Genomic DNA, 26,527 nt, shown 5'->3' on the forward strand with positions numbered 1-26,527 from the left:
GATCAGTGCGATAGCAGACCGAGGTTGATCCGATCCTGTTCGGCAAGCCGGTGCCGGATCCCCTCGGCAGCGGGCAGCAGGGGCTTGACCAGTTTCGAAACATCGGCGCGAACGCTGTGCGCGACCACCCCGAGCGCCGCGACCACCACACCGCTCGCGTCGTGCACCGGCACTGCGACGGAGCAGTTGCCGAGCGTCATCTCCTCGTTGGCCTGGGCGAAACCGCGACTGCGCACGCTGTGCAGTTCACGACCGAGGCGGCCGGGCTCGGTGATGGTGTACGGCGTGTGCCGGGTGAGCCCGCGCTCGCAGTACTGGTGCATCACCACGGCCGGTGCGTGCGCCAGGAGCACCTTGCCGACCCCGGTCGAGTGCAGCGGGAGTCGGCCGCCGCTGCGCGAGATGATCGGCACGGCGCGCGGCGTGGTGAGCTTCTCGACGTACACCACCTCCATCCCGTCGCGCACCGCCAGGTGGACGTTGTCGTGGGTGTGCTGGCAGAGCTCCTGCATGAACGGCAGCGCGACTTCGCGCAGTCGGCTGTTCACCGGCGCCAGCAGGCCGATCTCCCACAACCGCAAGCCGATCGCGTAGCGGCCCTCGCCGTCGCGCTCCAGGGCACCCCACATCTCCAACTCGCGGACCAGCCGGTGCGCGGTGGCTAGCGGGATCTCAGCGCGGCGGGCGATGGCCGTCAGGGTGAGCCGGACGTGATCGATGTCGAAGGCGGTGAGGACGCTCAGCGCCCGTGCCGTGACCGAACGGCCAGGATCCCGGCTGTTGCCCGCCATCGTCGCCTCCCGTGCTTTGCGGGACACCCGCACCCGGTCGGCGCCGAGGGCGGACGAAATCGTCGCCCACGCCGCCGCCAGTGCCTTGCGGGGCACCCGCACCCGGTCGGCAGCGAGAGCGGAGGAAATTGTCGCCCACGTCGCCTCCAGAGTTCACCCGAACGATGCCCAAGCCCAGCACAGTTGATCGCTGCCGCCAAGACCAAAGCACCGAACGCCGGGATCCGCGCTAGTCGAGACCGAGCAGCGCGTTGAACGCCGCTGCCTGCTCGACGTTGGCCAGGTGCGCGGCGTGCGGCAGCACCGCCAACCGGGCATTGGCCCCGATCCCGGCAACGATCGCCGCGCTGTGCTCCGGCGGCGTCGCCGGATCGTCGGCACCGGCTACGACCAGCGTCGGCGCGGTGATGGCGGGCAGGTCAGCGCGCAGGTCGACGCGCCCGATCAGCTCCGAGCACGACGCGTACGCCTCGTCGTCGGTGCTGGCGATCATCGCGGCGTAAACCGCGGTTTCGGCGTGCCACTCGCGGAAGTGCGGGGTGAACCAACGCTCGATGGTCGGCGAAACGAGTTCGTTGGTGCCGTGCTCCCGAGCGGCGGCGGCCCGATCGAGTTCGACCTGCTCCTGCCCCAGCCAAGCGGAGCTGCAGCAAATGGTCAGCCCTTCGATGCGCCCACCTGCGTGCGCGCCCAACCACAAACCGACCATCCCGCCCAGCGACGACCCCATGACCGAAGCCCGCTGCACCCCGAGGTGGTCCAGCAGGGCGAGAACGGCCGAAGAAAGCCCCGCCAGCGTGTAGGGACCGGGCAGCACCGCGGAACCGCCGTGGCCGGGCTGGTTGTACCGGAGCACCCGGTAACCGGCGTTCAGCGCATCGATCTGCGGGTCCCACATCTCCCAGGTGCACCCGAGCGCGTTGGACAGCACCAGGACCGGAGCCTCGGGATGCCCGGACTCGTGCCACTCCAACCCGAAATCCTGCCACCGGCTCAAAAGGCCCTCCGCGGTCGGCTAACCGGCGCGCAAGCCGAGCAGCGCACCCAGTCGAGCCCCAGCACCCGCACCGTCACAATCGAACCGTACAACTCCTCAGCCACCACCGGTACCAGCGAAAACCGGACCTCGACCAGCGACAGGCCCGCGACGATCACGGCCTGCCGCTGGCCCGCACCCGGTCCGGTGGGCTGGTAGGGGTCAGCTGGATTTGACGGCGACGAACTGGCCGATGGTGAACACCCCCGCGCCGCGCGCCGCGTCCAGGGCTCGCTTGCCGTCCTGGAACAGCTCGCCTTCCTGGCCGTCGTAGCTCAGCCAGCCCTGGCCGTCCTCGGGGGGAGTGCTGCCCCAGCATTCGATCCCGGACCACATGTCCTCGGCGACCCGCACCTCGAAACCGGCCTTCTCGATCATCTCCCGGTAGCTCCCGACGGTGCCGTGCCACGGGATCGAGATGAACCTTTCGACCGGCTCCATCCACCGCTTGATCTGCTCCTCGGTCTGGTACTCGCCGAAAGGCCTTTGCAGCCAATCGATTCCGACCAGGTGACCGCCGGGCTTGAGCAGTCGGTGCGCGGCGTCGAAGAACTTCTGCTTGTCGGGCAGGTGCACCACCGACTCGTAGAAGGTGACCAGGTCGAACGACGCCTCGGGCCACGCCCCCAAGGTCTTGTAGTCGTCGTCGCCGACGGTGTGGAAGAACACCTGGTCGGCCATCCCGCGCTCGGCCGCGAACGCCCGAGCGCGCCCCGACAACCACTCGTTGTTGGAAATGCCGATGAAGGTGGCTTGGGAAACGGTGGCCATGTGGATGGTGGAGCCACCGACCCCGGACCCGAAGTCCAGCGCCCGGCCGCCCGGTTGGATCCCGCTCGCCCGAACCAGCTCCTCGGCCAGTTCGAGCCCGGCTTCCACCGGGGACAGCCCCCGCTCCTCGGCCCCGGGCTTGCCGTGGTGCCAAACGTCTTCCATCAGACTGGCGTATGCCGGACCCGCCACGTCGTAGAACTGCCGAACCTGCTGCTCAACGCTTCCCATTCCAGGTTTCGCCTCTCTGCCGGGGCTTGCTGCTGCGCGAAAAAATGATCACAGCCCGCTGAACCGGGAGCAAGGAAACGTGGTCTCGTTTACCTAACACGACGGCGATGTCGGTGCAACGACCTCACCCGAGCGCCGCCAAGGACAGCACCAGACAGCCGAACGCCGCGGTGGAGGCGAACGCGCGAACGAGGTTCCACCGGACCCAGGGGCCTTCGAACCGCCTCCGCAGCGCGGCCGGGTCGACGATCTGCTCGACGTCCCCAGCGGCGGCGAGCTCGTCGTTCAACGGCACGTTCACCACGACGGTGACCACGAACATCACCACGTACAGCAGGAATCCGGCGATGGCCCAGCTCAGCCCCGCCCCACCTGGCCCGAACCAGAGCAATCCGACGGACAGCGCGCTGAGCACCAACCCGCCGAGGTAGAGCACCAGGAACAACCAGTTGACGATGGCCACGTTGATCCGCTGCATCACGGCGACGAACGCATGGTCACCGACCTCGCGAAGCCCGGGCATGACGGCGTAACCGAACGCGGCGAACAACCCGGCCATCAATCCGGCGAAGACGGTGGCCGCGACCAACACCCCAACAACCAGCAAGACGCCCTCCTCACGACACCGAAAAAGCGCCAACCAGCACAGAACCCCCAAGCGGGGAACCACACGAACCAGGAGAAACCAACCACAAAAAGCCCAACCACACACCAAAACCCACCAAATCACCCCACCCAAACAACGGAAGATCTCTCCAGGGCAAGGGAAACGACGCACTACGGTCACGCCCACCACGGCGCACAGCGCCGACCAAAACCGGACCAGCAGATCCAGCACGTGACCGCCGCTTCGAAAAGCCAGGCCACACGTGGGAAACCACAGGCTGGTCCACGACCAGGCCGGGAACGCTCAACAAAGCAAGGAGCCGACGAAATCCACCACCGCACCGTGGGGGCGCGGGGGCTCGGCCCCCGCAAAGAAATACGAGAAGAGCCCTATCTGCGCAATCCGCAGATAGGGCTCTCCCGCTCTCCGAGTGGGCGAGGAGGGAGTTGAACCCTCACGTCCTTTCGGACACACGGACCTGAACCGTGCGCGTCTGCCATTCCGCCACTCGCCCGTGGCTGGTTGGAAGGCTATCTTGCTCGCTTCCGACCGTTGACATCGGGTTGTTCGCACTTCCCGTTGCCCTGTTGGCGGAAGCAGATTAGCACGGGCTGACGAGCGGCTTCGGCAGGGGGTTGGGCCAGTTGGGAACTGGGCGGTGTCTTGACCCGTTGGCCCAGATACGATGGTCGCCAGGAGTCGTACGCGTGGAGGGATTTTGCCGTGGGCCTCGTGCAGCGCTTTGAGCGCCGACTCGAAGGCATCGTCGGCAACGGCTTCGCGCGCGTTTTCGGCGGAAAGGTCGTTCCCCAGGAGGTCGCCCAAGCTCTGCAGCGGGAAGCCGAGCTGCAGGTTCGGGAGCTTGCCGGGGGACGGTTGCTCGCTTGCAACCACTACGTTGTGCAATTGAGCCCGTCCGATCACGATCGGCTCACCGGCGATGAGGCCCGGGTGACCGACCTCCTCGCCGACTGCGTTCAGGAGCATCTCACCGAGCAGGGGTGGGACACATATGGTGACGTCGTAGTCTCCCTGGAGCGCTCTGAGACGCTGCACACGGGACAGTTTCGAATCAGCTCGACCGTCGACCCCGACGTGACTCGACGGCCGGCACAACCGCGTACCGCAGGAGACCGACCCATGAGCCAGCCACCAGGCCACTACCCCCAGGGAGATCCGTACAACCAGCAGGGGCAGTACGGCTACGACCAGGGTTACGGCCAAGGCCAAGACCCCAACTACGGCTATGGCCAGCAGCCCGGCTACGACCAGCAACAGGGCGGCTACGGCCAGCAGCAGCCCGGCTACGACCAGCAGCAGCAGGGCGGCTACGGCCAGCAACCCGGTTATGACCAGCAGCAGGGCTACGGGCAGCCGCAGCCTGGCTACGACCAGCAGCAGGGCTATGGCCAGCCGCAGCCTGGCTACGACCAGCAGCAGGGCTACGGGCAGCCGCAACCTGGTTACGACCAGGGTTACGGGCAGCCGCAGCCCGGTTACGACCAGCAGCAGGGCTATGGCCAGCCGCAGCCCGGTTACGACCAGGGCTACGGCCAGCAGCCCGCCGCTGGTTACGACCAGGGCGGTTATGGCCAGCCCGCTGGTTACGACCAGGGTTACGGGCAGCCGCAGCCGGGTTACGACCAGGGTTACGGCCAGTCGCAGCCCGGCTACGACCAGGGTTACGGCCAGCCGGGCGGGGCGTACCCGCAGTCCGGTGGCTTCCCGGACCAGGGTTACGGCCAACCAGGCGGCGCCTACCCGCAGAGCGCGCCCGGTGGCTACCCCGCGGGCGGCCGCGCCCAGCTCACCGCGACGCTGCACCTCGACGACGGTTCGAACCGCTCGTACACGCTGCAGCACGGCTCGAACATCATCGGCCGCGGCCAGGAAGGACAGTTCCGGCTGCCCGACACGGGTGTGTCGCGCAAGCACATCGAGATCACCTGGGACGGTCAGAGCGCGATGTTGGCTGATCTCGGTTCGACGAATGGCACCACGGTGAACGGCACGCCGGTGCAAACTTGGCAGTTGGCAGACGGCGACGTGATCAGGGTTGGCCATTCGTCCCTGATCTTCCGCGCTCAGCAGGCCTGAGTTCGCGGAAACCGCGTCCGGACACGAGTAGGAGCGTTCACAACAAGTGCCAGAGCTGGTGATTCAGCTGACCAGAGCAGGGTTTCTCGCCCTGCTCTGGTTGTTCGTGCTGGCTGCGCTTCGCGTGGTTCGCTCGGATCTTTACTCGGCGTCCGGGATGCGGGTCTCGATGCCGGGCGCGAGTCGGCTTCCGGGCAAGCAGTCCCGGAAGAGCAAGTCGCCCCGTCAGATGGTGGTGACGCACGGCGCTCTGGCCGGCACGCGCATCTCCCTCGACGGCCGTCCGATCCTGATCGGTCGCGCCGACGACTCCACGTTGGTCCTCGATGACGATTACGCGTCGACTAGGCACGCGAGATTGTCGCTTCGCGGCTCCGATTGGTACGTGGAGGATCTAGGCTCCACTAACGGCACATACCTCGATCGGGCGAAGGTCACGGGGCCGACCAAGGTCCCGCTCGGCGTTCCGATCAGAATCGGCAAGACGGTGATCGAGCTGCGCTCATGACCCTCGTCCTTCACTACGCAGCCCGCAGCGACCGCGGCCTGGTGCGCTCGAACAACCAGGACTCGGTCTATGCCGGCCCACGACTACTCGCCCTCGCGGACGGCATGGGTGGACATGCCGCCGGGGAGGTCGCCAGCAAGGTCGTCATCGCGGCGTTGGCGCCGTTGGACGACGACGAACCCAGCGACGACCTGTTGGGGCAGCTCCGCGGCGCGGTGCTGACCGGCAACGGGGCGATCGCCGAGCTGGTGGCCAACGACCCGGACCTGGAAGGGATGGGCACCACGCTCACCGCTGTGCTGTTCGCGGGCAGCAAGCTGGGTTTGGTGCACATCGGCGATTCCAGGGCCTATCTGGTCCGCGACGGCGAGCTGACCCAGATAACCCATGACGACACCTTCGTGCAGTCGCTGATCGACGAAGGCCGGATCACCGAGGAGGAGGCCGCCAACCATCCGCAGCGCTCGCTGCTGCTGCACGCGTTGACCGGCCACGAGGTGGAACCGAGCCTGGCGATCCGGGAGGCCCGCGCCGGTGACCGCTATCTGCTGTGCTCGGACGGTCTGACCGGACCGGTGAGCACCGAGACGATGGCGGATGCGTTGCGCATCCCGGACCCGCAGCAGTGCGCGGACCGGATGATCGAGCTCGCCCTCAAGGGCGGCGGTCCGGACAACGTGACCGTGATCATCGCCGACGTCGTCGACGTCGAGTTCGGCGATGACGCCCCGATCGTCGGGGGCGCGGCGGGAAATGGTGATGAGCATCCGCAACCCGATTCGTCGGCGGCGCGCGCATCCGCGGTGACCAGGCCGCGACCGCAGCCGCAACGTTTCGAACCCACCTCACCGCCGCCGGAGCAGCCGCGCAAGCGCCGCTGGCTGCGTCCGCTGCTGGTGATGTGCGGCGTGCTCATCGTGTTGGCTGGAGGTGCACTGGTCGGGCGTTGGTGGGTGCTCAACCAGTACTACATCGGTGCGAACAGCGCCGACGAGGTGGTGATCTTCCAAGGCGTGCAGGGCAACGTGCTCAACGTCTCGCTGAACTGGCAGGTCGAGACGTCCTGCCCGGCGGGATCGGCACCGGACTGCGAGCCGATCAAGTTGGCTGATCTGCAGGAGGCGCAGCGGCCGGACGTGCGCAACGGCATCACCGAGGTCAACGGGCTGCAGGAGGCCCGCGAGGCGATGCGACGGCTGCGGATGACCGCGCTGCTGCCGGAATGCCAGCAACCCGAGCCGTTGCCAACAACGACAACGCCGCCAGTGCCGCCAACACCTCCCAACCCCAACCCGAACCCGGGTTCGGTGGTGCCACCGCCGATCGAGTCCACGCCGGACGCCACCCCGCTGCAGACGGAGGAGCAGAAGCCGGGCGTGACCTGCCGGATGGTGAGTTGATGGCACAGCCGGCCACTCCGACCGGATCTGCCAGCAGGGCCCCCCGAATCGCCACGCGGCGGGGCACCGAGCTGTTCATGCTGGTCTTCGCCGCTTTGATCGTCACCGCGGCGCTCATCCTGGTGGAGATCGCCCAGGAGCAGACCCTCACCCGGGAGCTGCTCTTCTACGGGCTGGCGTTCTTCGTGCTCTACGGCGCGGCGCACTTCGCGGTGCGCCGGTGGGCGCCGTACGCGGACCCGTTGATCCTGCCGCTGGTCGCGTTGATCAACGGGATCGGTCTGGTCATACTGCACCGGCTCGACCTCGCGGACGCCTTCGGCGGCCCGTTCACCGCGAAGCAGATCGTCTTCACCACCGCCGGGGTGGCGCTGTTCATCCTGGTGCTCGCGTTCGTCAAGGACCACCGGACGCTGGCGCAGTACGGCTACACCTGCGGCTTCGTCGGTCTGGCGCTGCTGGCGCTGCCCGGCCTGCTGCCGGGCAGCATCTCCGAGCGCAACGGCGCGAAGCTGTGGATCGACCTGGGTTTCCTGTCCATCCAGCCCAGCGAGTTCGCCAAGATCCTGCTGCTGGTCTTCTTCGCCTCGTTCCTGGTGTCCAAGCGCGAGCTGTTCACCACAGCGGGCAAGCGGTTCCTCGGGATCGACTGGCCGCGCGCCCGCGACCTGATGCCGGTGATCGTGGCCTGGCTGCTGTCCATCGGCATCGTGGTGCTGGAGAAGGACCTGGGCACCTCGCTGCTGTTCTTCGGCATCGTGCTGGTGATGCTCTACATCGCCACCGAACGCGCGGTGTGGGTGTTCCTCGGCCTGTCCATGTTCGCGGTCGGCTGCATCATCGCGTTCAACCTGTTCGGCCACGTCCAGGTGCGGGTGAACACGTGGCTGGACCCGCTGGCCGTCCCGACGAACCCGGACGAGGACCCCGGCTACCAGCTGCGCACCGGCCTGATGGGGATGGCCAAGGGCGGTATCGGCGGGTCGGGCCTGGGCGGCGGCATGCCGGAGCGGACGCCGTGGGCGTCCAGCGACTTCATCATCTCCGCGGTCGGTGAGGAACTCGGCCTGGTCGGCCTGATGGCGCTGTTCCTGATCTACCTGCTGCTGATGATGCGCGGACTGCGCAGTGCGCTGGCGGTGCGGGACTCGTTCGGGAAGCTGTTCGCCGGTGGTCTTTCCTTCGCCATCGCATTGCAGTTGTTCGTGGTCGCCGGTGGCGTCACCGGGCTGATCCCGCTGACCGGCCTGACGGCCCCCTTCCTGGCCGCCGGTGGTTCCTCGATGCTGGCCAACTACGTGCTGGTCGCGTTGCTGCTGCGGGTCTCCGACGCCGCACGCCGTCCGCAGGCGCCCGCGAAGCCGAAGCCGAAGCAGGCGCCGATCGCGGAAGCACATACCGAATTGGTGGAGCGTCCTCGATGAACAAGCCATTGCGCCGGGTGGCGCTGGCCATGATGGCGATGGTCGTGCTGCTGATGGGCAACGCGACCTACGTCCAGGTGATCCGGGCCGACGAGCTGAACGAGGACAGCCGCAACGTCCGGACGAAGTACGAGGAGTACTCCCGCGAGCGCGGCCAGATCATCGCCGGTGGCCAGTCGTTGGCGAGCTCGAAGCTGACCGAGGACCAGCTGTACAAGTACCAGCGCACCTACCCGAACGGGCCGTTGTACGCGCCGGTTACCGGGTTCTACTCGTTCTTCTACGGGTCCAACGGCGTCGAGCGGGCCGAGGACAAGATCCTCAACGGCACGGACGACAGCATGGCCTTCGGCCGACTGTCCGACATGATCACCGGGAACAAGCCGCGCGGCGGCAGCGTGGAGCTGACCATCAACCCGGCCATTCAGCAGGTCGCCTACGACCAGCTGACCAGCAAGGGCTTCCAGGGTTCCGTGGTGGCGTTGGAACCGTCGACCGGCAAGATCCTGGCGATGGTCAACGCACCGTCCTACGACCCGAATGTGCTGGCCGCACTGGACAACAACGCGGTGGCCGAGGAGTGGAACAAGCTCAACGAGAACTCCAGCCAACCGATGGCCAACCGGGCGGTGTCCGAGATCTACCCGCCGGGCTCGACGTTCAAGCTGATCACCGCCGCAGCCGCGCTGGAAAGCGGCTACACGCCGAACAGCCAGGTGCAGGACGCCGCGACGATCACCCTGCCCAACACCAACACCCAGCTGCCGAACTTCGGCACCAAGCAGTGCGCGGGCAACACCCTGACCCAGGCGCTGGCGCACTCCTGCAACACCGCGTTCGCCGAGATCGCCGGACAGCTCGGGCCGGACAAGCTGCGCGAGACCGCCGCCGCGTTCGGCTACGGCCAAGACCTGCAGATTCCGATGAGCGTCGCCAAGTCCGACCTGGGTGCGATGGCCGACGCGCCGTCGCTGTACCAGAGCGGTATCGGGCAGCGCGACGTGCGGGTCACGCCCCTGCAGAACGCCATGATGGCCGCGGCGATCGCCAACGGCGGCAAGTTGATGAAGCCGCAGCTGGTGGCGGCGACCCGCGCGCCGGACATGGCGGAGCTGGATTCCTTCCAGCCGGAGGAACTCAGCCAGGCCGTTTCGCCGCAGATCGCGCAGATGATCCGCGACATGATGATCCAGTCGGAGCGCAACACCAAGGGCTCCGGCAAGATCTCCGGGATCGAGATCGCCTCGAAGACCGGTACCGCCCAGCACGGCGACGTCGAGGACCGGCCGCACGGCTGGTACGTCGCGTTCGCACCGGCCGAGAACCCGACCATCGCCGTCGCGGTGATCGTGGAGAACGGCGGCGACGAAGGTGACGAAGCCACCGGTGGCTCGCTGGCCGCCCCGATCGGCCGGGAGGTCATCCGGGCCGGTCTGCAGGGAGGTGGCTGATCCGTGCTGACCTCCGGCCAGTTACTCGCCGACCGGTACCGGCTTGGCCAGCGCATCGCCGTTGGCGGAATGGGCGAGGTGTGGCAGGCGGTGGACGTCCGGCTGGACCGGACGGTGGCGATCAAGGTGCTCAAGGCCGAGCTGTGCGGTGACGCGGAGTTCCTGCACCGCTTCCGCACCGAGGCCCGGACCACGGCGTCGCTGAACCACCCGGGGATCGCCGCGGTGCACGACTACGGTGAGACGGCCGCCATCCCGGACGGGCCGGAGGACACCGCGTACCTGGTGATGGAGCTCGTGGAGGGCGAGCCGCTGGCCGCGATCCTGGCCCGCGAGGGCCGGATCAACACCGATCACACGCTGGACATGCTGGAGCAGGCCGGGCGCGCGCTGCAGGCCGCGCACGAACGCGGCCTGGTGCACCGCGACGTCAAGCCGGGCAACATCCTGATCACCCCCGAGGGCAAGGTGAAGCTGACCGACTTCGGCATCGCGAAGGCGGCCGACGCGGCACCGGTGACCCGCTCCGGAATGGTGATGGGCACCGCGCACTACATCGCCCCGGAGCAGGCGCTCGGCAGCGACGCGACACCGTCCAGCGACGTGTACTCGCTGGCGGTGGTCGGCTACGAGTGCCTGATGGGGCACCGGCCGTTCCTGTCCGAGAACGCGGTGACCGTCGCGATGATGCACATCCGCGAGATCGCGCCGCCGCTGCCGCCGGACGTGCCGCCGGGCGTGCGGGCGTTGATCGAGGCGACGCTGGCGAAGGATCCGCGGCGGCGCTACGCCGACGGCGGCGAGTTCGCCAACGCCGTCGTGGCGGTGCGCGCGGGCATGCCGTTGCCCACTCCGTCTTCGCTGGTCGTACCGCCGCAACGGCAGCAGCGGAGCGTCGGCGTGACGAACACCGGGGTGCACCAGATGCCCGGGCAGCTGCCGCCGATGGGCAACACCTACCCACCGGGGCTGATCCCGCCGCAGGCACCGGCACCGGCACCGCCGCGGCCGCCGCAGCCGCCGATGGCCGCACGCAACAACAAGGTCATCGTCTGGGTGCTGGTGGCAGTGCTCGCGGTAGCCTTGCTGATCATCGTCGGGTTGGCCACCTACTGGGTCGTCAACCGCGATCAAGGGTTGAGCGAGAACGGCCTTGTGCCAACGCAAAATCTGGATTCTTCAGCGGCTTTACGACAAACTTCGCTACGGCACGCGCCCATGATCTGGGCAGGCCCCGCGGGTTGGCCGGACACCGCAGTCGGGGGAACACCGCGCATCGCCCTCCAGGCACCGACTGGACGGGGCGAATCGGCATGATGGGACGATCGTTGACAAGGATCGGAACGACGCTTCGATGAGTTCACCTCGACTTCTGTCAAACCGCTACGAGCTCGGTGAGACTCTCGGCTACGGCGGTATGTCCGAGGTGCACCGGGGCCGCGACACCCGCCTGAGCCGGGACGTGGCGGTGAAGATCCTGCGCGCCGACCTCGCCCGCGACCCGACGTTCCAGTTGCGGTTCCGCCGCGAGGCGCAGAACGCGGCGGCGTTGAACCACCCGGCGATCGTGGCCGTCTACGACACCGGCGAGACCGAGTCCGAGAGCGGACCGCTGCCCTACATCGTGATGGAGTACGTCGACGGCCGGACGCTGCGGGACATCGTCAAGACCGAGGGACCGCTGTCACCGCGCCGCGCCATGGAAGTGATGGCGGACGCGTCCGCCGCGCTGGACTTCAGCCACCGGCACGGCATCGTGCACCGGGACGTCAAGCCCGCGAACATCATGATCACCCGCTCCGGCGCGGTGAAGGTGATGGACTTCGGCATCGCCCGCGCGCTGGCCGACGGGCAGGCCGCGGTGACGCAGACCGCGGCGGTGATAGGGACCGCGCAGTACCTCTCGCCGGAGCAGGCGCGCGGCGAGGCGGTGGACGCGCGAAGCGACGTCTACGCCTCCGGCTGCGTGCTGTTCGAGCTGCTCACCGGGGAGCCGCCGTTCACCGGGGATTCGCCGGTCGCGGTCGCCTACCAGCACGTCCGGGAGGAGCCGCGCAAGCCCTCCGAGGTCAACCCCACGACCCCCGCATCGCTGGACGCCGTGGTGCTCAAGGCGTTGAGCAAGAACCCCGCGAACCGCTACCAGTCGGCTGCGGAAATGCGCGCCGACCTGGTTCGGGTGCTCTCCGGGCAGCGGCCGAAGGCTCCGATGATCATGTCGGAGGCCGAGCGGACGGCGATGCTCACCCAAACCCCGTCGACCGAACTGCTGCCGCCGGGCCGCCACCGGTCGGTGGACCGGGAACCGGACGAGCCCAACCCGGAGCAGCAGCGCAAGCGCCGCAAGCACTGGATGGTCGCGCTGGTCACCACGGCCTGCGTGGTGGTCTTCGCGCTCGCCGCGTGGCTGGTCACCAGCTTGGTCAGCAGTGAGCCGCGCGCGGAGCAGGTGCCGAACTTCGTCGACATGACCACGCAGGCGGCGCAGACCGCGGCCAGCAGCGGGGGGTGGAGCATCGGTTGGGAGCAACAGCGATGCCCGTCCTCGCCGGATCAGGTCGACAGGGTCGTCAAGCAGACCCCGGCGTACCCGACCCAGATCGTCAAGGACGAGACCAGGATCATGCTCTGCGCGGGCGGCGGCCCGGCGAGCGTGCAGGTACCGGACCTGACCGGACTGACCATGAGCGAGGCGGCGCAGCGACTGCAGGAGGTCGGGCTCAAGCTGGGGCAGACCCAGACCCAGGACACCGATGATCCCAGGTTGTTCGACAAGATCATCGGATGGGACAGCCGAGGCGAGACCGTCGCCGCGGGCACCACGATCAACGTGGTGGTGGGCAAGGAAATCGAGACCGTCGAGGTGCGGGACGTCCGCAACGAGCCCTACGCGGAGGCGAAGGCCTTCCTGGAAGGCGCCGGTCTCAAGGTCACCCGGCAGGTCCGCGACTCCGACCAACCGGCGGACACCGTGATCGACCAGAACCCGACGCCCGGCACCAAGGTCGCACCGGGTTCCGAGGTCACGCTGTGGGTGTCCAACGGTCAGCAGATCACCATTCCGTCGCTGGTCGGCATGTCGGCCAGCGAGGCCGAGCAGGCATTGCGGGCCCGCGGCTGGGACGGCGACATCGTCGAGGTCACGCAGCCCACCACGGACCAGAGCAGGGACGACAAAGTGGTCGGCTCATCACCGAGCGCGGGGCAGCGGGTGGGCAGGGAACAGCAGGTGACGCTGTACATCGGCGACTACGACCCGACACCCACCAGTTCTCCGTCCAACGGTGGCCTCATACCACCGTTCAACTGAAGACGCGCGAGGTCAGCGGTGGGCTGCTGCGGCGACCTCGCGCATGCCGCGCTCCAGTTCGGTGACCAGGCGCGCGTCCACCGGGTGACCTGCTGAGGCCATCCAGTTCGCCAGCATCCGGTGCCCGCCGTCGGTGAGCACCGACTCGGGGTGGAACTGCACGCCCTCCACCGGCAGCTCCCGGTGCCGCATGCCCATCACGATGCCCGAAGCGGTCCGAGCGGTGACCTCGAAATCATCCGGGATGGTGTTCGCGCGGACGATCAGCGAGTGGTAGCGGGTCGCGATGAACGGCTCCGGCAGCCCGGCGAACACCCCGGAACCGACGTGGTGGATCTCGCTTACCTTGCCGTGCAGCAACTCCGGTGCCCGTTCGACGACCCCGCCCCACACCGCGCCGATGGCCTGGTGCCCGAGGCACACCCCGAACACCGGTTTGCGCTCCGCCGCGCACCGCTGGACGAGTTCCATCGAGCGCCCGGCGCGGTCCGGCGTCCCCGGGCCCGGGGACAGCAGCACACCGTCGGCGGCGGCCACTTCGTCGTCCGTGACGACGTCGTTGCGGCGCACGACGCAGTCCGCGCCCAGCTGCGCGAGGTACTGCACGAGGTTGTAGACGAAGCTGTCGTAGTTGTCGACGACGAGTACGCGCATTCCGCCAGCGTACGCGGACCGGCATCCCCTTTTCGCCAGCCCTCGCGGCGTCGCGATCTCCGCGCCCGCCAGCAGCGGCCCTGCCCGACCGACGACCGCGCCCCGACGAACTCGGAGTGATCAACAGCTGGTCAGCGGTTCAGGCCGACCGACTTCGAGGACGGCCTCCAGATCGACACTGTGATTACGTTAACGTGGTAGGTGGAAAACGCGCCGTGCCGTCACTGGTTCCGCGAGCCCGGGACCTGTGGCACGGCGACCGCCCGAGCACGCGGCGCACGATGCCGCACCACCTGGCGAGGACACCATGCCGAAGTCCAAGGTCCGCAAGAAGGACTCCCCCACCCCGGTGACCGATCGCCGCACGCCGGTGAAGGCGAAGGCGGTCGGCCCGTCGCACCCGATCTACGTGATCGTGATGTTGGCGATGATGTTGATCGGGCTGCTGTGGCTGGTGGTCAACTACCTGGCGAGCGAGAAGATCCCGTTCATGGCCGACCTTGGCGGGTGGAATTTCGCCGTCGGTTTTTCGTTCATGATCGTCGGCCTGTTGATGACGATGCGGTGGCGCTGACCGCGCTTACCACGAAAGCTGTTCGTGGTCGAGGTCCGAAGGGGTCAATCCCTTCGGGCCTCACTCATCCCATTGACGTCTTGACGTTCGGTCAGCGAACAACACAGGTGTAACTCATCCCCAGTGGGGATAACTCCTGTGGATAACTCGTCGGTAGCGGGTGGATAACGGTGGATGTACCGAACGGCCCTTTGCGCTGGACAACACCGATCGGGTTGGTCACGTGCGGCTGGGTGCTGGCCGCCGCGGCGGCCCTCTGGTGGCTGTTCGCCGAAGCCGCGGTCGACCGCCTGTTCATCGGGGTGCTCCTGCTGGCGCTGGTCGCGGTCTCGGCGCACGCGAGCATCTGCCGACCGAGGCTGCAAGCCGACCGCGATGGCATCACGGTGCGCGGCCTGCGCGGTGCCCGGCACTGGCCCTGGCCGGCGATAGCCGTCCGGGTCCGGTGCGACCGCCGGTTCGGCCGCACGGTGCAGATCCTCGAACTCGACGCCGAGACCGAACTGGTCCTGCTGACCAGGCTCGACCTGGGCGCCGACCCGCAGGACGTCGCGGACGCGCTCAGCGCGCTACGCGGCTAAGACCTCACGACCCCAGCTGCCCGCAGCGGGTTTCCACCCCGGAGCCGAAGCACACCAGGTTGCCGAACTGCAGGTCACGGGTGAGCAGCAGCGCGACCAGCACCACCAGCAGCCCGACCAGCGCACCCGCCTGCAGCAACGTCCGCCGATCGCGCGGCGCGTAGACCAGCGCACCGGTCGCGGCCACGCCGAGCACGAGCCCACCGAGGTGCCCGAGCAGCGAGATCCCCGGGATCAGCACGCTGGCGGCGATGTTGAGGGCGATCACCACCAGCACCGGCCGCAGGCTCACCTTCAACCGCAGCGCGGCGATCGCGATGCCGCCCATCAGCCCGTACACCGCACCGGACGCACCGGCCACCGAGCTCATCTCGTCGCCGAACAGGAACACCGCGGTACTGCCGCCGAGCAGCGACAACAGGTACACCGCGGCGAACCGCAGCCGTCCGAGCACCAGCTCCAGGTCTCGGCCGATCACCCACAGCGCGATCATGTTCATCAGCAGGTGCAGCAGGCCGAAGTGCAGGAACCCGGAGGTGATCAGCCGCCACCACTGGCCACCCGCGACCAGGATCGGCCAGAGCGCTAACTCGCCGAACGACGCCGACTGGTAGTTGACGCCGATGCTGCCCGCCTGCACGGCGGTGAGCGCGAAGATGGCCACGTTGGCCGCGATCAGCAGCGGCACCAGGATCGGCTTGTCGGCCAGCCGCGCACCGGCCACCGTCACCGGCTGCCGGAAGCTGCGCTGTCCCTGCGCGATGCAGTCGACGCACTGCTGGCCGACGGCGGCGTCGCGCAGGCACGCCGGACAGGCCGGGCGCTCACACCGGGTGCAACGCAGCCCGGTGGGGCGGTCCGGGTGCCGGACGCAGGTCGGCAGCTGCGGCGGCGCCCCGTCCGCCCCAGGCTGGGATCCGGGCGGAACAGTCACGTCAGGACCTGCTCTTCAGCTAGTCGGCTGGTGTTCAACCGCGTTCGATCGAGACCTTCTCGATGACGATGTCGGTGACCGGCCGGTCGTTCTTGCCGGTCGGAGCGTGCGCGATCGAATCGACCACGTCGCGCGAGGCCTGGTCGGCGACCTCACCGAAGATGGTGTGCTTGAAGTTCAGCCAGTTCGTGGCCGCCACCGTGACGAAGAACTGCGAGCCGTTGGTGTTCGGCCCGGCGTTGGCCATCGCCAGCAGGTAGGGCTTGGTGAACTGCAGCTCGGGGTGGAACTCGTCGCCGAACTGGTAGCCGGGGCCACCGCGTCCGGTCCCGGTCGGGTCCCCGGTCTGGATCATGAAGCCGTCGATGATCCGGTGGAAGATCACCCCATCGTAGAACGGCCCGGAGCGCTCACCCTTAGCGTTGGGTTCGGTGTACTCCTTGGTGCCTTCGGCGAGGCCCACGAAATTCGCCACGGTCTTGGGCGCCTGGTTGGGGAACAGGTTGATCCGGATGTCGCCCTGCGAAGTGTGCAGGGTCGCGGTCACCGTCGTCCCAACGAGCGATCCGTTGTCTTCAGCCACCCGACCATCCTGCCATCGAAGAGGCCGAACCTGGTGTCTGGGTGCAATATGGGCGGATCGCCGCCTGCCGGGCGGTGTTCACGCGATGCGCGTGGGCGGATGAGGTCGACCGGCGAACGCCGGGCCAAGGAGGCACACGATGGACGAGGTGAAGGCGATGGCCCGAGCTGGCGAAAGCGTGGGCAAAGCGGTCGGGACGGGCATCAAGTCCGCCCGCCACGGCGCGAAACGCGCCAGCGAGATCGGCATGGCGCTGTCCAAACAGGCAGCCTCCCGTGCCGAACAGGAACTCGCCAACCGCGGAATCTCCACCGACGAACTGCAGGAACGCATCGCCCAGCGGGCCACCGGCATGTCCCGCAAGGAACTGGCCAAGCGCGGCCGCAAGGCGCGCAAGCAGTGGGAGAAGAAGACCGCGCGGTCCCGCAAGCAACTGGCCAAGAACACGGTCGCGGCTCGCAAGGAGTTGGCGGCCCGCATCGAACCGACCAAGCCGAAGCGGCGCAAGTGGCCGTGGGTGCTGCTGGGCCTGGCCGGTCTGGCCGCGGCCGGTCTGGCGGCGTTCTCCCGCCGCCCGGAGGAACTGCCGGTGGCGTCCGCGGACGACGACATCAACAGGCGCGACAGCCAGGCTCGGCACCGCGCGAACCGCTCCGAGGTGCCAGCGCAGCCCGACAGCCAGCCCAATCCCGTCGAAGCGGAACGCTCCCGCTGACCCACGACCCCATCGGAGGCCGGGCCCGCACAGGGTCCGGCCTCCGACTGTTCTCAGCCCGTCGTTGAACTCGTCTTGGCCGGTGGAGTTTGCAGTCCTGTCAACCAGCGTTGACATTTGTCGCTTGTCAACCTAGATTGACAGCATGGCAGAAGCGACGGAACTCGCCTCGGCGGCGAGCAGCCGCGATCCACGCGTCGGCCTGCGTGCCGTGGCGGCCCTGCGAAAGCTGCTGGAGCAGCTGGAAGCCGTCCAGATCCGCAACGCCCGAAACCAAGGCTGGTCGTGGCAGGAGATCGCCACGGAACTCGGCGTGTCCAGGCAAGCCGTGCACAAGAAACACGGGAGGTCGTGATCATGTTCGAGAAGTTCACCTCGGCGACCCGGCAGGCGGTGATCCGGGCGCTCCGCGAAGCCGAGCAGCACAAAGCCCCGGAGGTCACCGAAGAGCACCTGCTGCTCGCACTGGTCGCCGATCCGACCACCACGGCGAGCCGCCTGCTCGCCGAACACGACGTGCACCGCGACACCGTCACATCGGCCTACGAACGCGCCCGGCGACTCGGCGGCCTGAGCGACTCCGACGCGGAGGTGCTGCGCGAACTGGGCATCGACCTGCACAACGTCGTCGCCAACATCGAACGCTCCCTCGGCGTGGACGCGCTCTCCGAGCAACCCCGCAAACCGCGGCGCTTCTTCAAATCGCACACCCCGTTCAGCGCGGGCGGAAAGCGGCTGTTGGAGGCGACCCTGCGCGAAGCCGTCGAGCTCCGCGACCGGCACCTCAACAACGAACACCTGCTGCTCGCGCTCCTGCACGGCAACGGCATCGCCGCGGAACTCCTGCGGCGGCACGGCATGACCTACCAAACCGTGCGTGCCGCCGTGCGCAACGCGGCCTGACAACCCCGACATTTGGAGGCCAGCGGGGTGCACCCGTTCCCGGCGCTGCTGGCCGAAGGCGGGACGGCCGCCGAGATCCTCGCCCGGCACGGCATGACCTACGAGGAGGTGCGCTCCTGGGTCGACGCCGCCTGAACGTCGTCCGCCGGGCGGCGGACGACGGAGGCACCGACCGCACCCAGCGCGCCCACCAGCGCGAAGGCGTAGAAGCCCCACGGGTACGCCAGCCCGGCGGTGAGCAGCGCCCCACCGAGCAGCGGACCGCAGATCGCCCCGATGCGTCCGATACCGGCCGACCAGCCGAGCCCGGTGGCGCGGTTCGCCGCCGGGTACACGCGCCCGATGTAGGCGTAGACGAGCACCTGCGAGCTGAACACGAAACAACCGGCGAGGAACACCGCGACGTACACGCCGATGCCCGGCAGCCTGATGCTCAGCGCGGCGAGGAACACCGCCGAGGCGGCGAACCAGCCGATCGTCGACAACCGCAGACCGACCCGGTCGGCCACCGCGCCAGCGACGACCAGTCCGACCACCGCACCGATGTTCAGGGTCAACAACAGCCCCAGGGCGGCACCCAGCGGATATCCGGCGGTCTTCATGATCTGCGGCAACCAGGTGTTCAGCCCGTAGACCAGCAGCAGCCCCATGAACGAGGTGCCCCAGAAAGCGATGGTGGCGCGACCGAATCCACCCCGGAACAGCGAGGCCACCGCACTCGCACCACCGCTGAGCTTCCGCTCCGGAACGGCGGACCGCAGGAACGACGCCGATTCGGGCAGGTAGCGCAGCATCAGCGGAACGAGCACCAAGGCAGGCGCGGCGCCGATGACGAACATCGCACGCCACCCCAGCGTCGGCAGCACCAAGATGCCGAGCAACGCGGTGAGCACGGCACCGACGTGGTAACCGGTCATGATCGTGGTGGTGGCGCTGCCGCTCTTGCCGACGCGAGCGTGCTCGGTTACCAGCGCGATGGCGGTGGGCAGGCACCCGCCGAGGCCGAGCCCGGCCAGGAACCGCAGCAACCCGAACACGACAACACCAGGTGCCACCGCACACAACGCGGTGAACAGGGAAAAGCTGGCGACGGAGAAGATCAGCGCCTTGCGCCGCCCAACAACATCCGTGATGGTCCCGATGACCAGCGCACCGAAGGTCATGCCAACCAACCCGACGGTGGACACCACCGAAGCACTACCCGCGGTGAGTCCCCACTCACCACTATCCAACAGCACCGGCAACACAGTGCCGAGCACAACCAGATCAAACCCGTCCAACAACACCGCAGTCCAACACAGGGACACCACCCAACGACCCGACATGCCGCCTCCACACCCCGCGAAACCGGAATGCCGCAAATGCTGCCTTTCAACCCCCCCAACCCAACACAAAACCTTCCACTGAACGAAACCCAAAACCCCAAACAAAGCCGCTAACCCAACAACAAAACAAAGCCAGAAGCCAGAAGCAAAAAGCCAGAAGGACCACACAACAGATCAACACGCCAACCGAAGGCTGGCGACCCGCACAAGCAACAGCCGAAGGCTGGAGCACAAGCTCAAACAGCCAAGAGGCCAGACCCCACTAAAGGGAACGATGAAGGGGCTGGTCGGTGAGCAGGCCGGGCACGCTCCACACGCAGGGAGCCAACGAAACCGGCACTCGCACCGTAGGGGGGCTTGGGGGGAGTCGCTCCCCCCAAAATCATGACGATGAGGCAAAGGTCCAAGCACTCCGTGGACACACTCCACCCAGCATCATCGTGGAGACGAGGGGAATCGAACCCCTAACCCCCGCCTTGCAAAGGCGGTGCTCTGCCAATTGAGCTACGTCCCCGGCTGTCGCAGCACCACGCAGATCTGCTGGCCGGTGACGCTCGCGACGGCTACCGGCTCAGCGAGCCGGATTTAAAGCGCCCAGAAAACAATCAGGCCTCAGCGGTGGCTTCGCGCCACAGGTCGGCCTCGGCCTTGGCGGCCCGGTTGCGCCGGATGACGAACAGCACGACTCCAGCAACTGCGGCGAGTGCGAGCAGCTTCTTCACTTCCGGTCGCCTCCTAGCACGGCATGCAGCCCGAGAAGATCTCGGATCTGGAAAAAATGAACCAGTGGGCCTAGAAGGACTTGAACCTTCGACCTCTTCGTTATCAGCGAAGCGCTCTAACCGCCTGAGCTATAGGCCCTTGGTGTGCTTCAAACACTACAGGATGTCTCCCGGCGCCGGATCAGGGGGTGCCGTAGCGCCGAGGCGGACGTGGCGATCCCGGCGCTGAATCCGGAATCGCCACGTCAGCGACTCACTCCCGCTCGGACAACGTGACCTCGACACCACCGGCGAAGTCGGCCGCCACGTTGTAGATGAACGCGGCAACCGTCGCCAGCGCGGTCACCAGCACGATGTTGATCGCACCGATGATCGAGGCGACCCCGAACACCCGACCAGCGCTGATCAGCGGTTCGCTGGCCGCGTCGTCGGGCTGCGTCAGCTCGGTGAACGTGCCGTTGAGCTGGTTCCACACGCCCATCCCGTCGAGCACGCCGTACAGCACCGCGACCGCGATCATCCACACGAAGAACAACGCCACGCTCAACACCAGCGCGAGCTTCAGCACCGACCACGGATCCAGCCGCTTCACCTGCAGGCTGGCCCGCCGCGGCCCTCGGCTCGGCCGCCTGGCCGACGTCGACGACCCGGTGCGGCCGGCGGCCACCGCGGTGGCGGCGCCACCGGTGAACGACACCGTCGTCCGCGCGGCCTGCGGCACTTTGGTGCGGACCGTCTCCTGGTCCTGCACGTGCTTCGGGATGTTCTGGGTGTCATCGACATCCCCGGCGGCGGTCGGCACGACCGGCGTCTCGGTCGCGCCGGGCGCGGTCGCCGAGGCGCGCTGCCACGGCGGCGGCGCGTCGGTGCCGTGCAGCGCATCCCCGCTGCCGCCGTCGGCGGGCCGCGTCGGTTCCGAGCCGGACTCGGTGCCGGTGGTTCCGGCGCTGTCGTCGACTGTCTGGGTGCTGACCGAAGCCCGGTCCGCATCCTGCTGCGGACCCGGCTGCTCCGGCTTCTCGGAAGGTGTCACGAGCGATCCTTCGATGATCGTCGGCGGTGTGCGGCGTGGTCTCCCACGGTTTTACTTCTGCTGCTCCGGCCCCGCAGCGTCCGGGTCGGCGGCCTCGTCGGCGTTGCGCGCGATGGCCACCAGCGTGGACCCCTCGTCCAGGTTCATCAGACGAACCCCCTTCGTCTGCCGACCGGCCTTGCGCACCTCCTTGGCGGTGGTCCGGATGACCCCACCGGTCGAGGTGATCGCGTAGAGCTCGTCGTCGATCTCGACGATGAGCGCCCCCACCAGCCTGCCACGCCTGTTGTCGTACTGGAGAGTCAGCACGCCCTTTCCGCCCCGTCCCTGCACGGGGTAGTCATCGATCGGGGTGCGCTTGGCGTAGCCGCCATCGGTGGCGACCAGCACGTACCGGTCGGACCGGACGACGCCCATCGCCAGCAATTCATCACCATGGTTGAATCGCATGCCCAGCACACCGGAAGTCGCCCGCCCCATCGGCCGCAGCGCCTCGTCGGTGGCGTGGAACCGGATCGACTGGCCCTCCGCGGACACCAGCAGCAGATCGTCCTCGGCGGAGCACAGCACCGCCCCGACCAGCTCGTCGTTGTCCTTCAGGTTGACCCCGATCAAACCACCCGATCGGTTGGAGTCGAAGTCGGTCAACCGCGACTTCTTGACCAGCCCGTTGCGGGTGGCCAACACCAGGTACGGCGCGGCGGTGTAGTCCTTGATCTGCATGACCTGGGCGATCTGCTCGTCCGGCTGGAACGCCAGCAGGTTCGCCACGTGCTGACCGCGCGCGGTGCGGTTGGCCTCCGGCAGTTCATATGCCTTGGCCCGGTAGACCCGCCCCTTGTTGGTGAAGAACAGGATCCAGTCGTGCGTCGAGCACACGAAGAAGTGCGACACGATGTCGTCCTGCTTCAACTGCGCGCCCTGCACGCCCTTGCCGCCGCGCTTCTGCGCCCGGTACAGATCGGTGCGGGTCCGCTTCGCGTAGCCGGTGCGGGTGATCGTGACGACCACGTCCTCGTCGGCGATGAGGTCTTCCATGGAGACCTCGCCCTCGAACGGGATGATCTTGGTGCGCCGATCGTCGCCGTACTTGTCGACGATCTCCATCAGCTCGTCGCGGATGATCTGCCGCTGCCGCTCCGGCTTGTCGAGGATGTCCTTGAGGTCCTCGATCTCCCGCTCGATCTCGGCCAACTGGTCGACGATCTTCTGCCGCTCCAGGGCGGCCAACCGGCGCAGCTGCATCTCCAGGATCGCGTTGGCCTGGATCTCGTCGACGTCGAGCAGCTCGATCAGACCGGTGCGCGCGTCGTCCACCGTGGGCGAGCGGCGGATCAGCGCGATGACCTCGTCGAGCATGTCCAGCGCCTTGACCAGACCGCGCAGGATGTGAGCGCGCTCCTCGGCCTTGCGCAGCCGGTACCTGGTCCGCCGGACGATGACCTCGATCTGGTGCTTGACGTAGTACCGGATCACCTGGTCCAGCCGCAGGGTGCGCGGCACCCCCTCGACCAGCGCCAGCATGTTCACGCCGAAGGTGGTCTGCAGCTGGGTGTGCTTGTAGAGGTTGTTCAGCACGACCTTCGGGATCGCGTCGCGCTTCAGCGTGACCACGATCCGCATGCCGCGGCGGCTGTTGGACTCGTCGGCGATGTCCGAGATGCCGGTGAGCTTGCCCTCCCGGTGCATCGAGGCGATGTTCTCGATCAGGTTGTCCGGGTTGACCTGGTAGGGCAGCTCGGTGACGACCAGCGTGGTGCGACCCTTGGTGTCCTCTTCGATGGTGACGACGGCCCGCATCTTGATGGAGCCGCGGCCGGTGCGGTAGGCGTCGGCGATCGCGTTGGTGCCGAGGATGAGCGCGCGGGTCGGGAAGTCCGGCCCCTTGATCCGCGCCATCAGCGCGTCGAGCAGCTCCTCGTCGGTGCACTCCGGGTTCTGCAACGCCCAGACGACGCCCTCGGAGACTTCGCGCAGGTTGTGCGGTGGGATGTTGGTGGCCATCCCGACCGCGATCCCGCCACCACCGTTGACCAGCAGGTTCGGGAACCGCGACGGCAACACGTCGGGTTCCTGCGTCCGCCCGTCGTAGTTGTCGGAGAAGTCGACGGTGTCCTCTTCGATGTCAGCGAGCATGTGCATCGCCAACGGATCCAACCGGCACTCGGTGTAGCGCATGGCGGCTGCTGGGTCGTTGCCTGGGGAGCCGAAGTTGCCTTGGCCGTCGATGAGGGGGTGGCGCATCGACCACGGTTGGGCCAGGCGGACCAGGGTGTCGTAGATCGCCGAGTCGCCGTGCGGGTGGTAGTTGCCCATCACGTCGCCGACCACGCGGGAGCACTTCACGTAGCCGCGGTCCGGGCGGAAGCCCGAGTCGTACATCGCGTACAGCACCCGGCGGTGCACCGGCTTGAGGCCGTCCCGCACGTCCGGCAGCGCCCGCGCGACGATGACGCTCATCGCGTAGTCGATGTAGGAGTTCTGCATCTCCTGCTGGATGTCGACCGGTTCGATCCGGCCGTGTTCCGGCGGCAGGATGTCCGTCATGCTCGTCCTTCTCTTTCGGAGCTCGGGGAGTTCGGTGGACTAGTCGCGCGCCGCGATCACACGTCGAGGAACCGGACGCCCTTGGCGTTGCGGGTGATGAACGAGCGGCGGGCTTCGACGTCCTCGCCCATCAGCACGCTGAACAGCTCGTCCGCGGTGGCCGCGTCGTCCAGGGAAACCTGCAGCAGCAGTCGGGACTCCGGGTTCATCGTGGTTTCCCACAGCTCGTCGGCGTTCATCTCGCCGAGGCCCTTGTAGCGCTGGATGCCGTCGTCCTTGGGCAGCTTGCGACCGGCCGCGGCCCCCTGCGCCAGCAGCGCGTCGCGCTCCCGGTCGCTGTAGGCGTACTCCGGCTCGGAACGCGGCCACTTGATCTTGTACAGCGGCGGCTGCGCGAGGAACACGTGGCCGTTCTCGATCAGCGGTCGCATGAACCGGAACAGCAGGGTCAGCAGCAGGGTGCGGATGTGCTGGCCGTCGACGTCGGCGTCGGCCATCAGCACGATCTTGTGGTAGCGCAGCTTCGACAGGTCGAACTCGTCGTGGATGCCGGTGCCCAGCGCGGTGATGATCGCCTGGACCTCGTTGTTCTTGAGGACCTTGTCGATCCGCGACTTCTCGACGTTGATGATCTTGCCGCGCAGCGGCAGGATCGCCTGGAACCGCGACTCGCGGCCTTCCTTGGCGGAGCCGCCCGCCGAGTCGCCCTCCACGATGTAGAGCTCGCACTCCTCCGGGCTGTTGGACTGGCAGTCCTTCAGCTTGCCCGGCAGGCCGCCGATGTCCATCGCGCTCTTGCGCCGCACCAGTTCCTTGGCCTTGCGCGCGGCCACCCGGGCCTGCGCCGAGGACACCGCCTTGTTGACGATCACCTTGGCCTCGGCGGGGTTGCGCTCGAACCAGTCGGTGAGCCACTCGAACGCGGAGGTCTGCACGAACGACTTGACCTCGGTGTTGCCCAGCTTGGTCTTGGTCTGGCCTTCGAACTGCGGCTCGGAGACCTTCACCGACACGATCGCGGCCAGGCCCTCGCGGACGTCGTCGCCGGTGAGGCTGCCGTCCTTGTCCTTGATCAGCTTCTTGTCCTTGGCGTAGACGTTGACCACGCGGGTCAGCGCGGACCGGAAGCCTTCCTCGTGGGTGCCGCCCTCGTGCGTGTTGATGGTGTTGGCGAAGGTGTAGACCGACTGGTTGTAGCCGGAGTTCCACTGCATCGCGATTTCCAGCTCGTGGCCCTTGCCGGACGCGCTGAAGGACACCACCTTCTTGTGGATCGGCTCCTTGGTGGCGTTGATGTGCCGGACGAAGTCCTCCAGACCGCCCGGGTAGTGGAAGGTGCGCTCGGTGGCGCGCGCGGCGGTGCCGCTGGCGTCTTCACCGGCCTCGTCTTCCTCGGCGGCCCGCTCGTCGCGGAGCACGATCGTGAGGCCCTTGTTCAGGAACGCCATCTCCTGCAGGCGGCGGGAGATCGTTTCGGCGTTGTAGCGGGTGGTCTCGAAGATCGTCGGGTCGGCCCAGAAGGTGATGGTGGTGCCGGTCTTGTTGGTGCGCTCGCCGCGCTCGACGTCGGCGACGGGTTTGGAGTCCTCGTAGCGCTGCCGCCACACGTGGCCGTCGTAGTGGATCTCGGCCTCCAGCGCCGTGGAAAGCGCGTTGACCACCGAGACGCCCACGCCGTGCAGGCCCCCGGAGACGGCGTATGCCTCGCCGCCGAACTTGCCGCCCGCGTGCAGCACGGTCAGCACGACTTCGAGGGTGGGTTTCTTCTCCACCGGGTGCATGTCGACCGGGATGCCGCGGCCGTCGTCGACGACGCGCACGCCGCCGTCGGCCAGCAGGGTGACCTCGACCTTGGAGGCGTATCCGGCCATCGCCTCGTCGACGGAGTTGTCCACGACCTCCTGCACCAGGTGGTGCAGACCGCGTTCCCCGGTCGATCCGATGTACATGCCCGGACGCTTGCGGACGGCCTCAAGGCCCTCAAGAACGGTGATGGATGACGCGTTGTAATCGCTCTTCTTCGGTGCCACGGGCCTCGATTTCTCCTTGAGCCGACTGTGCTGTCAGGGTGATCGGTTGGTGCCGGTTCAAACGCGCCCGGTGCCACACCGCAGACCGCTTCGGGGCGACTGGACTGTCGGTGTCGCGCCCTGGTGCGTGCCGACGCCCGCGCCTGGACGACGCGGCCTTGCGAACGCGTCGGTCGCACCCTCATTAGATTCTACTGGTCCCCCGACGCAGAAGTGGGGCAAGGACACCCCTGACTTGCTCACAGAGCGGAGAACTCGAATCAATCCACCATCCGAGATCCGCGGATCGCCGTCAGGAGA

23 protein-coding genes, 3 tRNA genes and 1 pseudogene are annotated in these 26,527 nt (G+C 67.6%); 12 read left to right on the plus strand and 15 right to left on the minus strand.

Annotated features, from left to right (window positions below):
* Positions 1–2: 2 nt before the first annotated feature.
* The 5 genes from ACTWQN_RS22165 to ACTWQN_RS22185 all read right to left on the minus strand — a co-directional run bounded on the left by ACTWQN_RS22165 (position 3) and on the right by ACTWQN_RS22185 (position 3,950).
* Positions 3–791 (minus strand): IclR family transcriptional regulator, encoded by a 789-nt coding sequence (locus ACTWQN_RS22165; RefSeq protein WP_443205543.1) that lies wholly within the window; start codon positions 789–791, stop codon positions 3–5.
* A gap of 229 nt (positions 792–1,020) precedes the next feature.
* The gene (locus ACTWQN_RS22170) at positions 1,021–1,788 is read right to left on the minus strand and encodes an alpha/beta fold hydrolase (protein ID WP_443205444.1); all 768 of its coding nucleotides are present in this window, start codon (positions 1,786–1,788) and stop codon (positions 1,021–1,023) included.
* Between the two features lie 201 nt (positions 1,789–1,989).
* Positions 1,990–2,829 (minus strand): SAM-dependent methyltransferase, encoded by an 840-nt coding sequence (locus ACTWQN_RS22175; protein ID WP_443205445.1) that lies wholly within the window; start codon positions 2,827–2,829, stop codon positions 1,990–1,992.
* Positions 2,830–2,953: 124 nt separating this feature from the next.
* Complete coding sequence (locus ACTWQN_RS22180; protein WP_443205446.1) at positions 2,954–3,436, minus strand: anthrone oxygenase family protein; 483 nt, start codon at positions 3,434–3,436, stop codon at positions 2,954–2,956.
* Positions 3,437–3,867: 431 nt separating this feature from the next.
* Positions 3,868–3,950, minus strand: a tRNA-Leu gene (locus ACTWQN_RS22185).
* A gap of 209 nt (positions 3,951–4,159) precedes the next feature.
* On the opposite strand from ACTWQN_RS22185, the gene ACTWQN_RS22190 reads away from it, so the two are divergent.
* The 7 genes from ACTWQN_RS22190 to pknB are packed head-to-tail and all read left to right on the plus strand — an operon-like array spanning position 4,160 to position 13,626.
* Positions 4,160–5,533, plus strand: a complete 1,374-nt coding sequence (locus tag ACTWQN_RS22190) for an FHA domain-containing protein (protein WP_443205447.1) — start codon at positions 4,160–4,162, stop codon at positions 5,531–5,533.
* Positions 5,534–5,579: 46 nt separating this feature from the next.
* Positions 5,580–6,041 (plus strand): FHA domain-containing protein FhaB/FipA, encoded by a 462-nt coding sequence (locus ACTWQN_RS22195; RefSeq protein ID WP_443205448.1) that lies wholly within the window; start codon positions 5,580–5,582, stop codon positions 6,039–6,041.
* Positions 6,038–7,441, plus strand: coding sequence for a protein phosphatase 2C domain-containing protein (locus ACTWQN_RS22200; RefSeq protein ID WP_443205449.1), 1,404 nt, complete (start codon positions 6,038–6,040; stop codon positions 7,439–7,441). The genes ACTWQN_RS22195 and ACTWQN_RS22200 overlap by 4 nt, the downstream gene beginning before the upstream one ends.
* On the plus strand, positions 7,441–8,865 hold the full coding sequence (locus tag ACTWQN_RS22205) for an FtsW/RodA/SpoVE family cell cycle protein (protein ID WP_443205450.1): 1,425 nt from the start codon (positions 7,441–7,443) through the stop codon (positions 8,863–8,865). The genes ACTWQN_RS22200 and ACTWQN_RS22205 overlap by 1 nt, the downstream gene beginning before the upstream one ends.
* Entirely contained in the window at positions 8,862–10,316 is a 1,455-nt protein-coding gene (locus tag ACTWQN_RS22210) for a peptidoglycan D,D-transpeptidase FtsI family protein (RefSeq protein WP_443205451.1), read from the plus strand. Before ACTWQN_RS22205 ends, ACTWQN_RS22210 begins: the two co-directional genes overlap by 4 nt.
* Positions 10,317–10,319: 3 nt before the next feature.
* A complete protein-coding gene (locus ACTWQN_RS22215; RefSeq protein WP_443205452.1) occupies positions 10,320–11,633 on the plus strand; it encodes a serine/threonine-protein kinase in 1,314 nt (437 codons plus the stop codon).
* Positions 11,634–11,670: 37 nt separating this feature from the next.
* Complete coding sequence (gene pknB / locus ACTWQN_RS22220) at positions 11,671–13,626, plus strand: Stk1 family PASTA domain-containing Ser/Thr kinase (RefSeq protein WP_443205453.1); 1,956 nt, start codon at positions 11,671–11,673, stop codon at positions 13,624–13,626.
* Positions 13,627–13,638: 12 nt separating this feature from the next.
* On the opposite strand, the gene ACTWQN_RS22225 is transcribed toward pknB, so the two are convergent.
* Entirely contained in the window at positions 13,639–14,280 is a 642-nt protein-coding gene (locus tag ACTWQN_RS22225) for an aminodeoxychorismate/anthranilate synthase component II (RefSeq protein ID WP_443205454.1), read from the minus strand.
* Between the two features lie 307 nt (positions 14,281–14,587).
* On the opposite strand from ACTWQN_RS22225, the gene crgA reads away from it, so the two are divergent.
* Together crgA and ACTWQN_RS22235 are read left to right on the plus strand one after the other, a co-directional pair.
* Positions 14,588–14,854 (plus strand): cell division protein CrgA, encoded by a 267-nt coding sequence (crgA, locus tag ACTWQN_RS22230; protein ID WP_443205544.1) that lies wholly within the window; start codon positions 14,588–14,590, stop codon positions 14,852–14,854.
* Between the two features lie 170 nt (positions 14,855–15,024).
* Positions 15,025–15,435, plus strand: a complete 411-nt coding sequence (locus ACTWQN_RS22235) for a PH domain-containing protein (RefSeq protein WP_443205455.1) — start codon at positions 15,025–15,027, stop codon at positions 15,433–15,435.
* A 4-nt stretch (positions 15,436–15,439) separates the two neighbouring features.
* Here the strand turns inward: ACTWQN_RS22235 and ACTWQN_RS22240 are convergent, their stop codons facing one another.
* Together ACTWQN_RS22240 and ACTWQN_RS22245 are read right to left on the minus strand one after the other, a co-directional pair.
* Positions 15,440–16,369 carry a rhomboid family intramembrane serine protease gene (locus tag ACTWQN_RS22240; protein WP_443205456.1) on the minus strand — a complete coding sequence of 310 codons (930 nt, stop codon included), beginning with the start codon at positions 16,367–16,369 and terminating at the stop codon, positions 15,440–15,442.
* 34 nt (positions 16,370–16,403) lie between these two features.
* Positions 16,404–16,952: a peptidylprolyl isomerase gene (locus ACTWQN_RS22245; RefSeq protein ID WP_443205457.1), complete on the minus strand. Its 549-nt coding sequence runs from the start codon at positions 16,950–16,952 to the stop codon at positions 16,404–16,406.
* Positions 16,953–17,091: 139 nt separating this feature from the next.
* On the opposite strand from ACTWQN_RS22245, the gene ACTWQN_RS22250 reads away from it, so the two are divergent.
* From ACTWQN_RS22250 to ACTWQN_RS22260, 3 genes are all read left to right on the plus strand, one after another.
* Positions 17,092–17,667 (plus strand): hypothetical protein, encoded by a 576-nt coding sequence (locus ACTWQN_RS22250; RefSeq protein ID WP_443205458.1) that lies wholly within the window; start codon positions 17,092–17,094, stop codon positions 17,665–17,667.
* 145 nt (positions 17,668–17,812) lie between these two features.
* Positions 17,813–18,022 (plus strand): HTH domain-containing protein, encoded by a 210-nt coding sequence (locus tag ACTWQN_RS22255; protein ID WP_242189728.1) that lies wholly within the window; start codon positions 17,813–17,815, stop codon positions 18,020–18,022.
* 2 nt (positions 18,023–18,024) lie between these two features.
* Positions 18,025–18,570, plus strand: coding sequence for a Clp protease N-terminal domain-containing protein (locus tag ACTWQN_RS22260; RefSeq protein WP_443205459.1), 546 nt, complete (start codon positions 18,025–18,027; stop codon positions 18,568–18,570).
* Between the two features lie 98 nt (positions 18,571–18,668).
* On the opposite strand, the gene ACTWQN_RS22265 is transcribed toward ACTWQN_RS22260, so the two are convergent.
* The 7 genes and pseudogenes from ACTWQN_RS22265 to gyrB all read right to left on the minus strand — a co-directional run bounded on the left by ACTWQN_RS22265 (position 18,669) and on the right by gyrB (position 26,227).
* The gene (locus ACTWQN_RS22265) at positions 18,669–19,895 is read right to left on the minus strand and encodes an MFS transporter (RefSeq protein ID WP_443205460.1); all 1,227 of its coding nucleotides are present in this window, start codon (positions 19,893–19,895) and stop codon (positions 18,669–18,671) included.
* A 441-nt stretch (positions 19,896–20,336) separates the two neighbouring features.
* Positions 20,337–20,409 (minus strand) — tRNA-Ala (locus tag ACTWQN_RS22270).
* A gap of 100 nt (positions 20,410–20,509) precedes the next feature.
* Positions 20,510–20,617 (minus strand): annotated as a pseudogene (locus ACTWQN_RS22275) (DLW-39 family protein); the annotation flags it as partial.
* A 65-nt stretch (positions 20,618–20,682) separates the two neighbouring features.
* Positions 20,683–20,756 (minus strand) — tRNA-Ile (locus ACTWQN_RS22280).
* 114 nt (positions 20,757–20,870) lie between these two features.
* Positions 20,871–21,650, minus strand: a complete 780-nt coding sequence (locus ACTWQN_RS22285) for a DUF3566 domain-containing protein (protein WP_443205461.1) — start codon at positions 21,648–21,650, stop codon at positions 20,871–20,873.
* 51 nt (positions 21,651–21,701) lie between these two features.
* Positions 21,702–24,197: a DNA gyrase subunit A gene (gyrA, locus tag ACTWQN_RS22290; protein ID WP_443205462.1), complete on the minus strand. Its 2,496-nt coding sequence runs from the start codon at positions 24,195–24,197 to the stop codon at positions 21,702–21,704.
* A gap of 56 nt (positions 24,198–24,253) precedes the next feature.
* Positions 24,254–26,227, minus strand: coding sequence for a DNA topoisomerase (ATP-hydrolyzing) subunit B (gyrB, locus tag ACTWQN_RS22295; RefSeq protein WP_443205463.1), 1,974 nt, complete (start codon positions 26,225–26,227; stop codon positions 24,254–24,256).
* Between the last annotated feature and the right edge of the window lie 300 nt (positions 26,228–26,527).

Source organism: Saccharopolyspora antiqui (assembly GCF_052246905.1).
GTDB lineage: Bacteria > Actinomycetota > Actinomycetes > Mycobacteriales > Pseudonocardiaceae > Saccharopolyspora.

Bases quoted from the DNA above. Each gene is read 5' to 3' on its own strand.
- ACTWQN_RS22255 (WP_242189728.1), top strand. From the start codon at position 17,813: ATGGCAGAAGCGACGGAACTCGCCTCGGCGGCGAGCAGCCGCGATCCA.
- ACTWQN_RS22200 (WP_443205449.1), top strand. From the start codon at position 6,038: ATGACCCTCGTCCTTCACTACGCAGCCCGCAGCGACCGCGGCCTGGTG.
- ACTWQN_RS22175 (WP_443205445.1), bottom strand. From the start codon at position 2,829: ATGGGAAGCGTTGAGCAGCAGGTTCGGCAGTTCTACGACGTGGCGGGT.
- ACTWQN_RS22265 (WP_443205460.1), bottom strand. From the start codon at position 19,895: ATGTCGGGTCGTTGGGTGGTGTCCCTGTGTTGGACTGCGGTGTTGTTG.
- ACTWQN_RS22260 (WP_443205459.1), top strand. From the start codon at position 18,025: ATGTTCGAGAAGTTCACCTCGGCGACCCGGCAGGCGGTGATCCGGGCG.
- ACTWQN_RS22210 (WP_443205451.1), top strand. From the start codon at position 8,862: ATGAACAAGCCATTGCGCCGGGTGGCGCTGGCCATGATGGCGATGGTC.
- gyrA (WP_443205462.1), bottom strand. From the start codon at position 24,197: ATGACGGACATCCTGCCGCCGGAACACGGCCGGATCGAACCGGTCGAC.
- ACTWQN_RS22165 (WP_443205543.1), bottom strand. From the start codon at position 791: ATGGCGGGCAACAGCCGGGATCCTGGCCGTTCGGTCACGGCACGGGCG.
- crgA (WP_443205544.1), top strand. From the start codon at position 14,588: ATGCCGAAGTCCAAGGTCCGCAAGAAGGACTCCCCCACCCCGGTGACC.
- ACTWQN_RS22225 (WP_443205454.1), bottom strand. From the start codon at position 14,280: ATGCGCGTACTCGTCGTCGACAACTACGACAGCTTCGTCTACAACCTC.
- ACTWQN_RS22250 (WP_443205458.1), top strand. From the start codon at position 17,092: ATGGACGAGGTGAAGGCGATGGCCCGAGCTGGCGAAAGCGTGGGCAAA.
- pknB (WP_443205453.1), top strand. From the start codon at position 11,671: ATGAGTTCACCTCGACTTCTGTCAAACCGCTACGAGCTCGGTGAGACT.
- ACTWQN_RS22205 (WP_443205450.1), top strand. From the start codon at position 7,441: ATGGCACAGCCGGCCACTCCGACCGGATCTGCCAGCAGGGCCCCCCGA.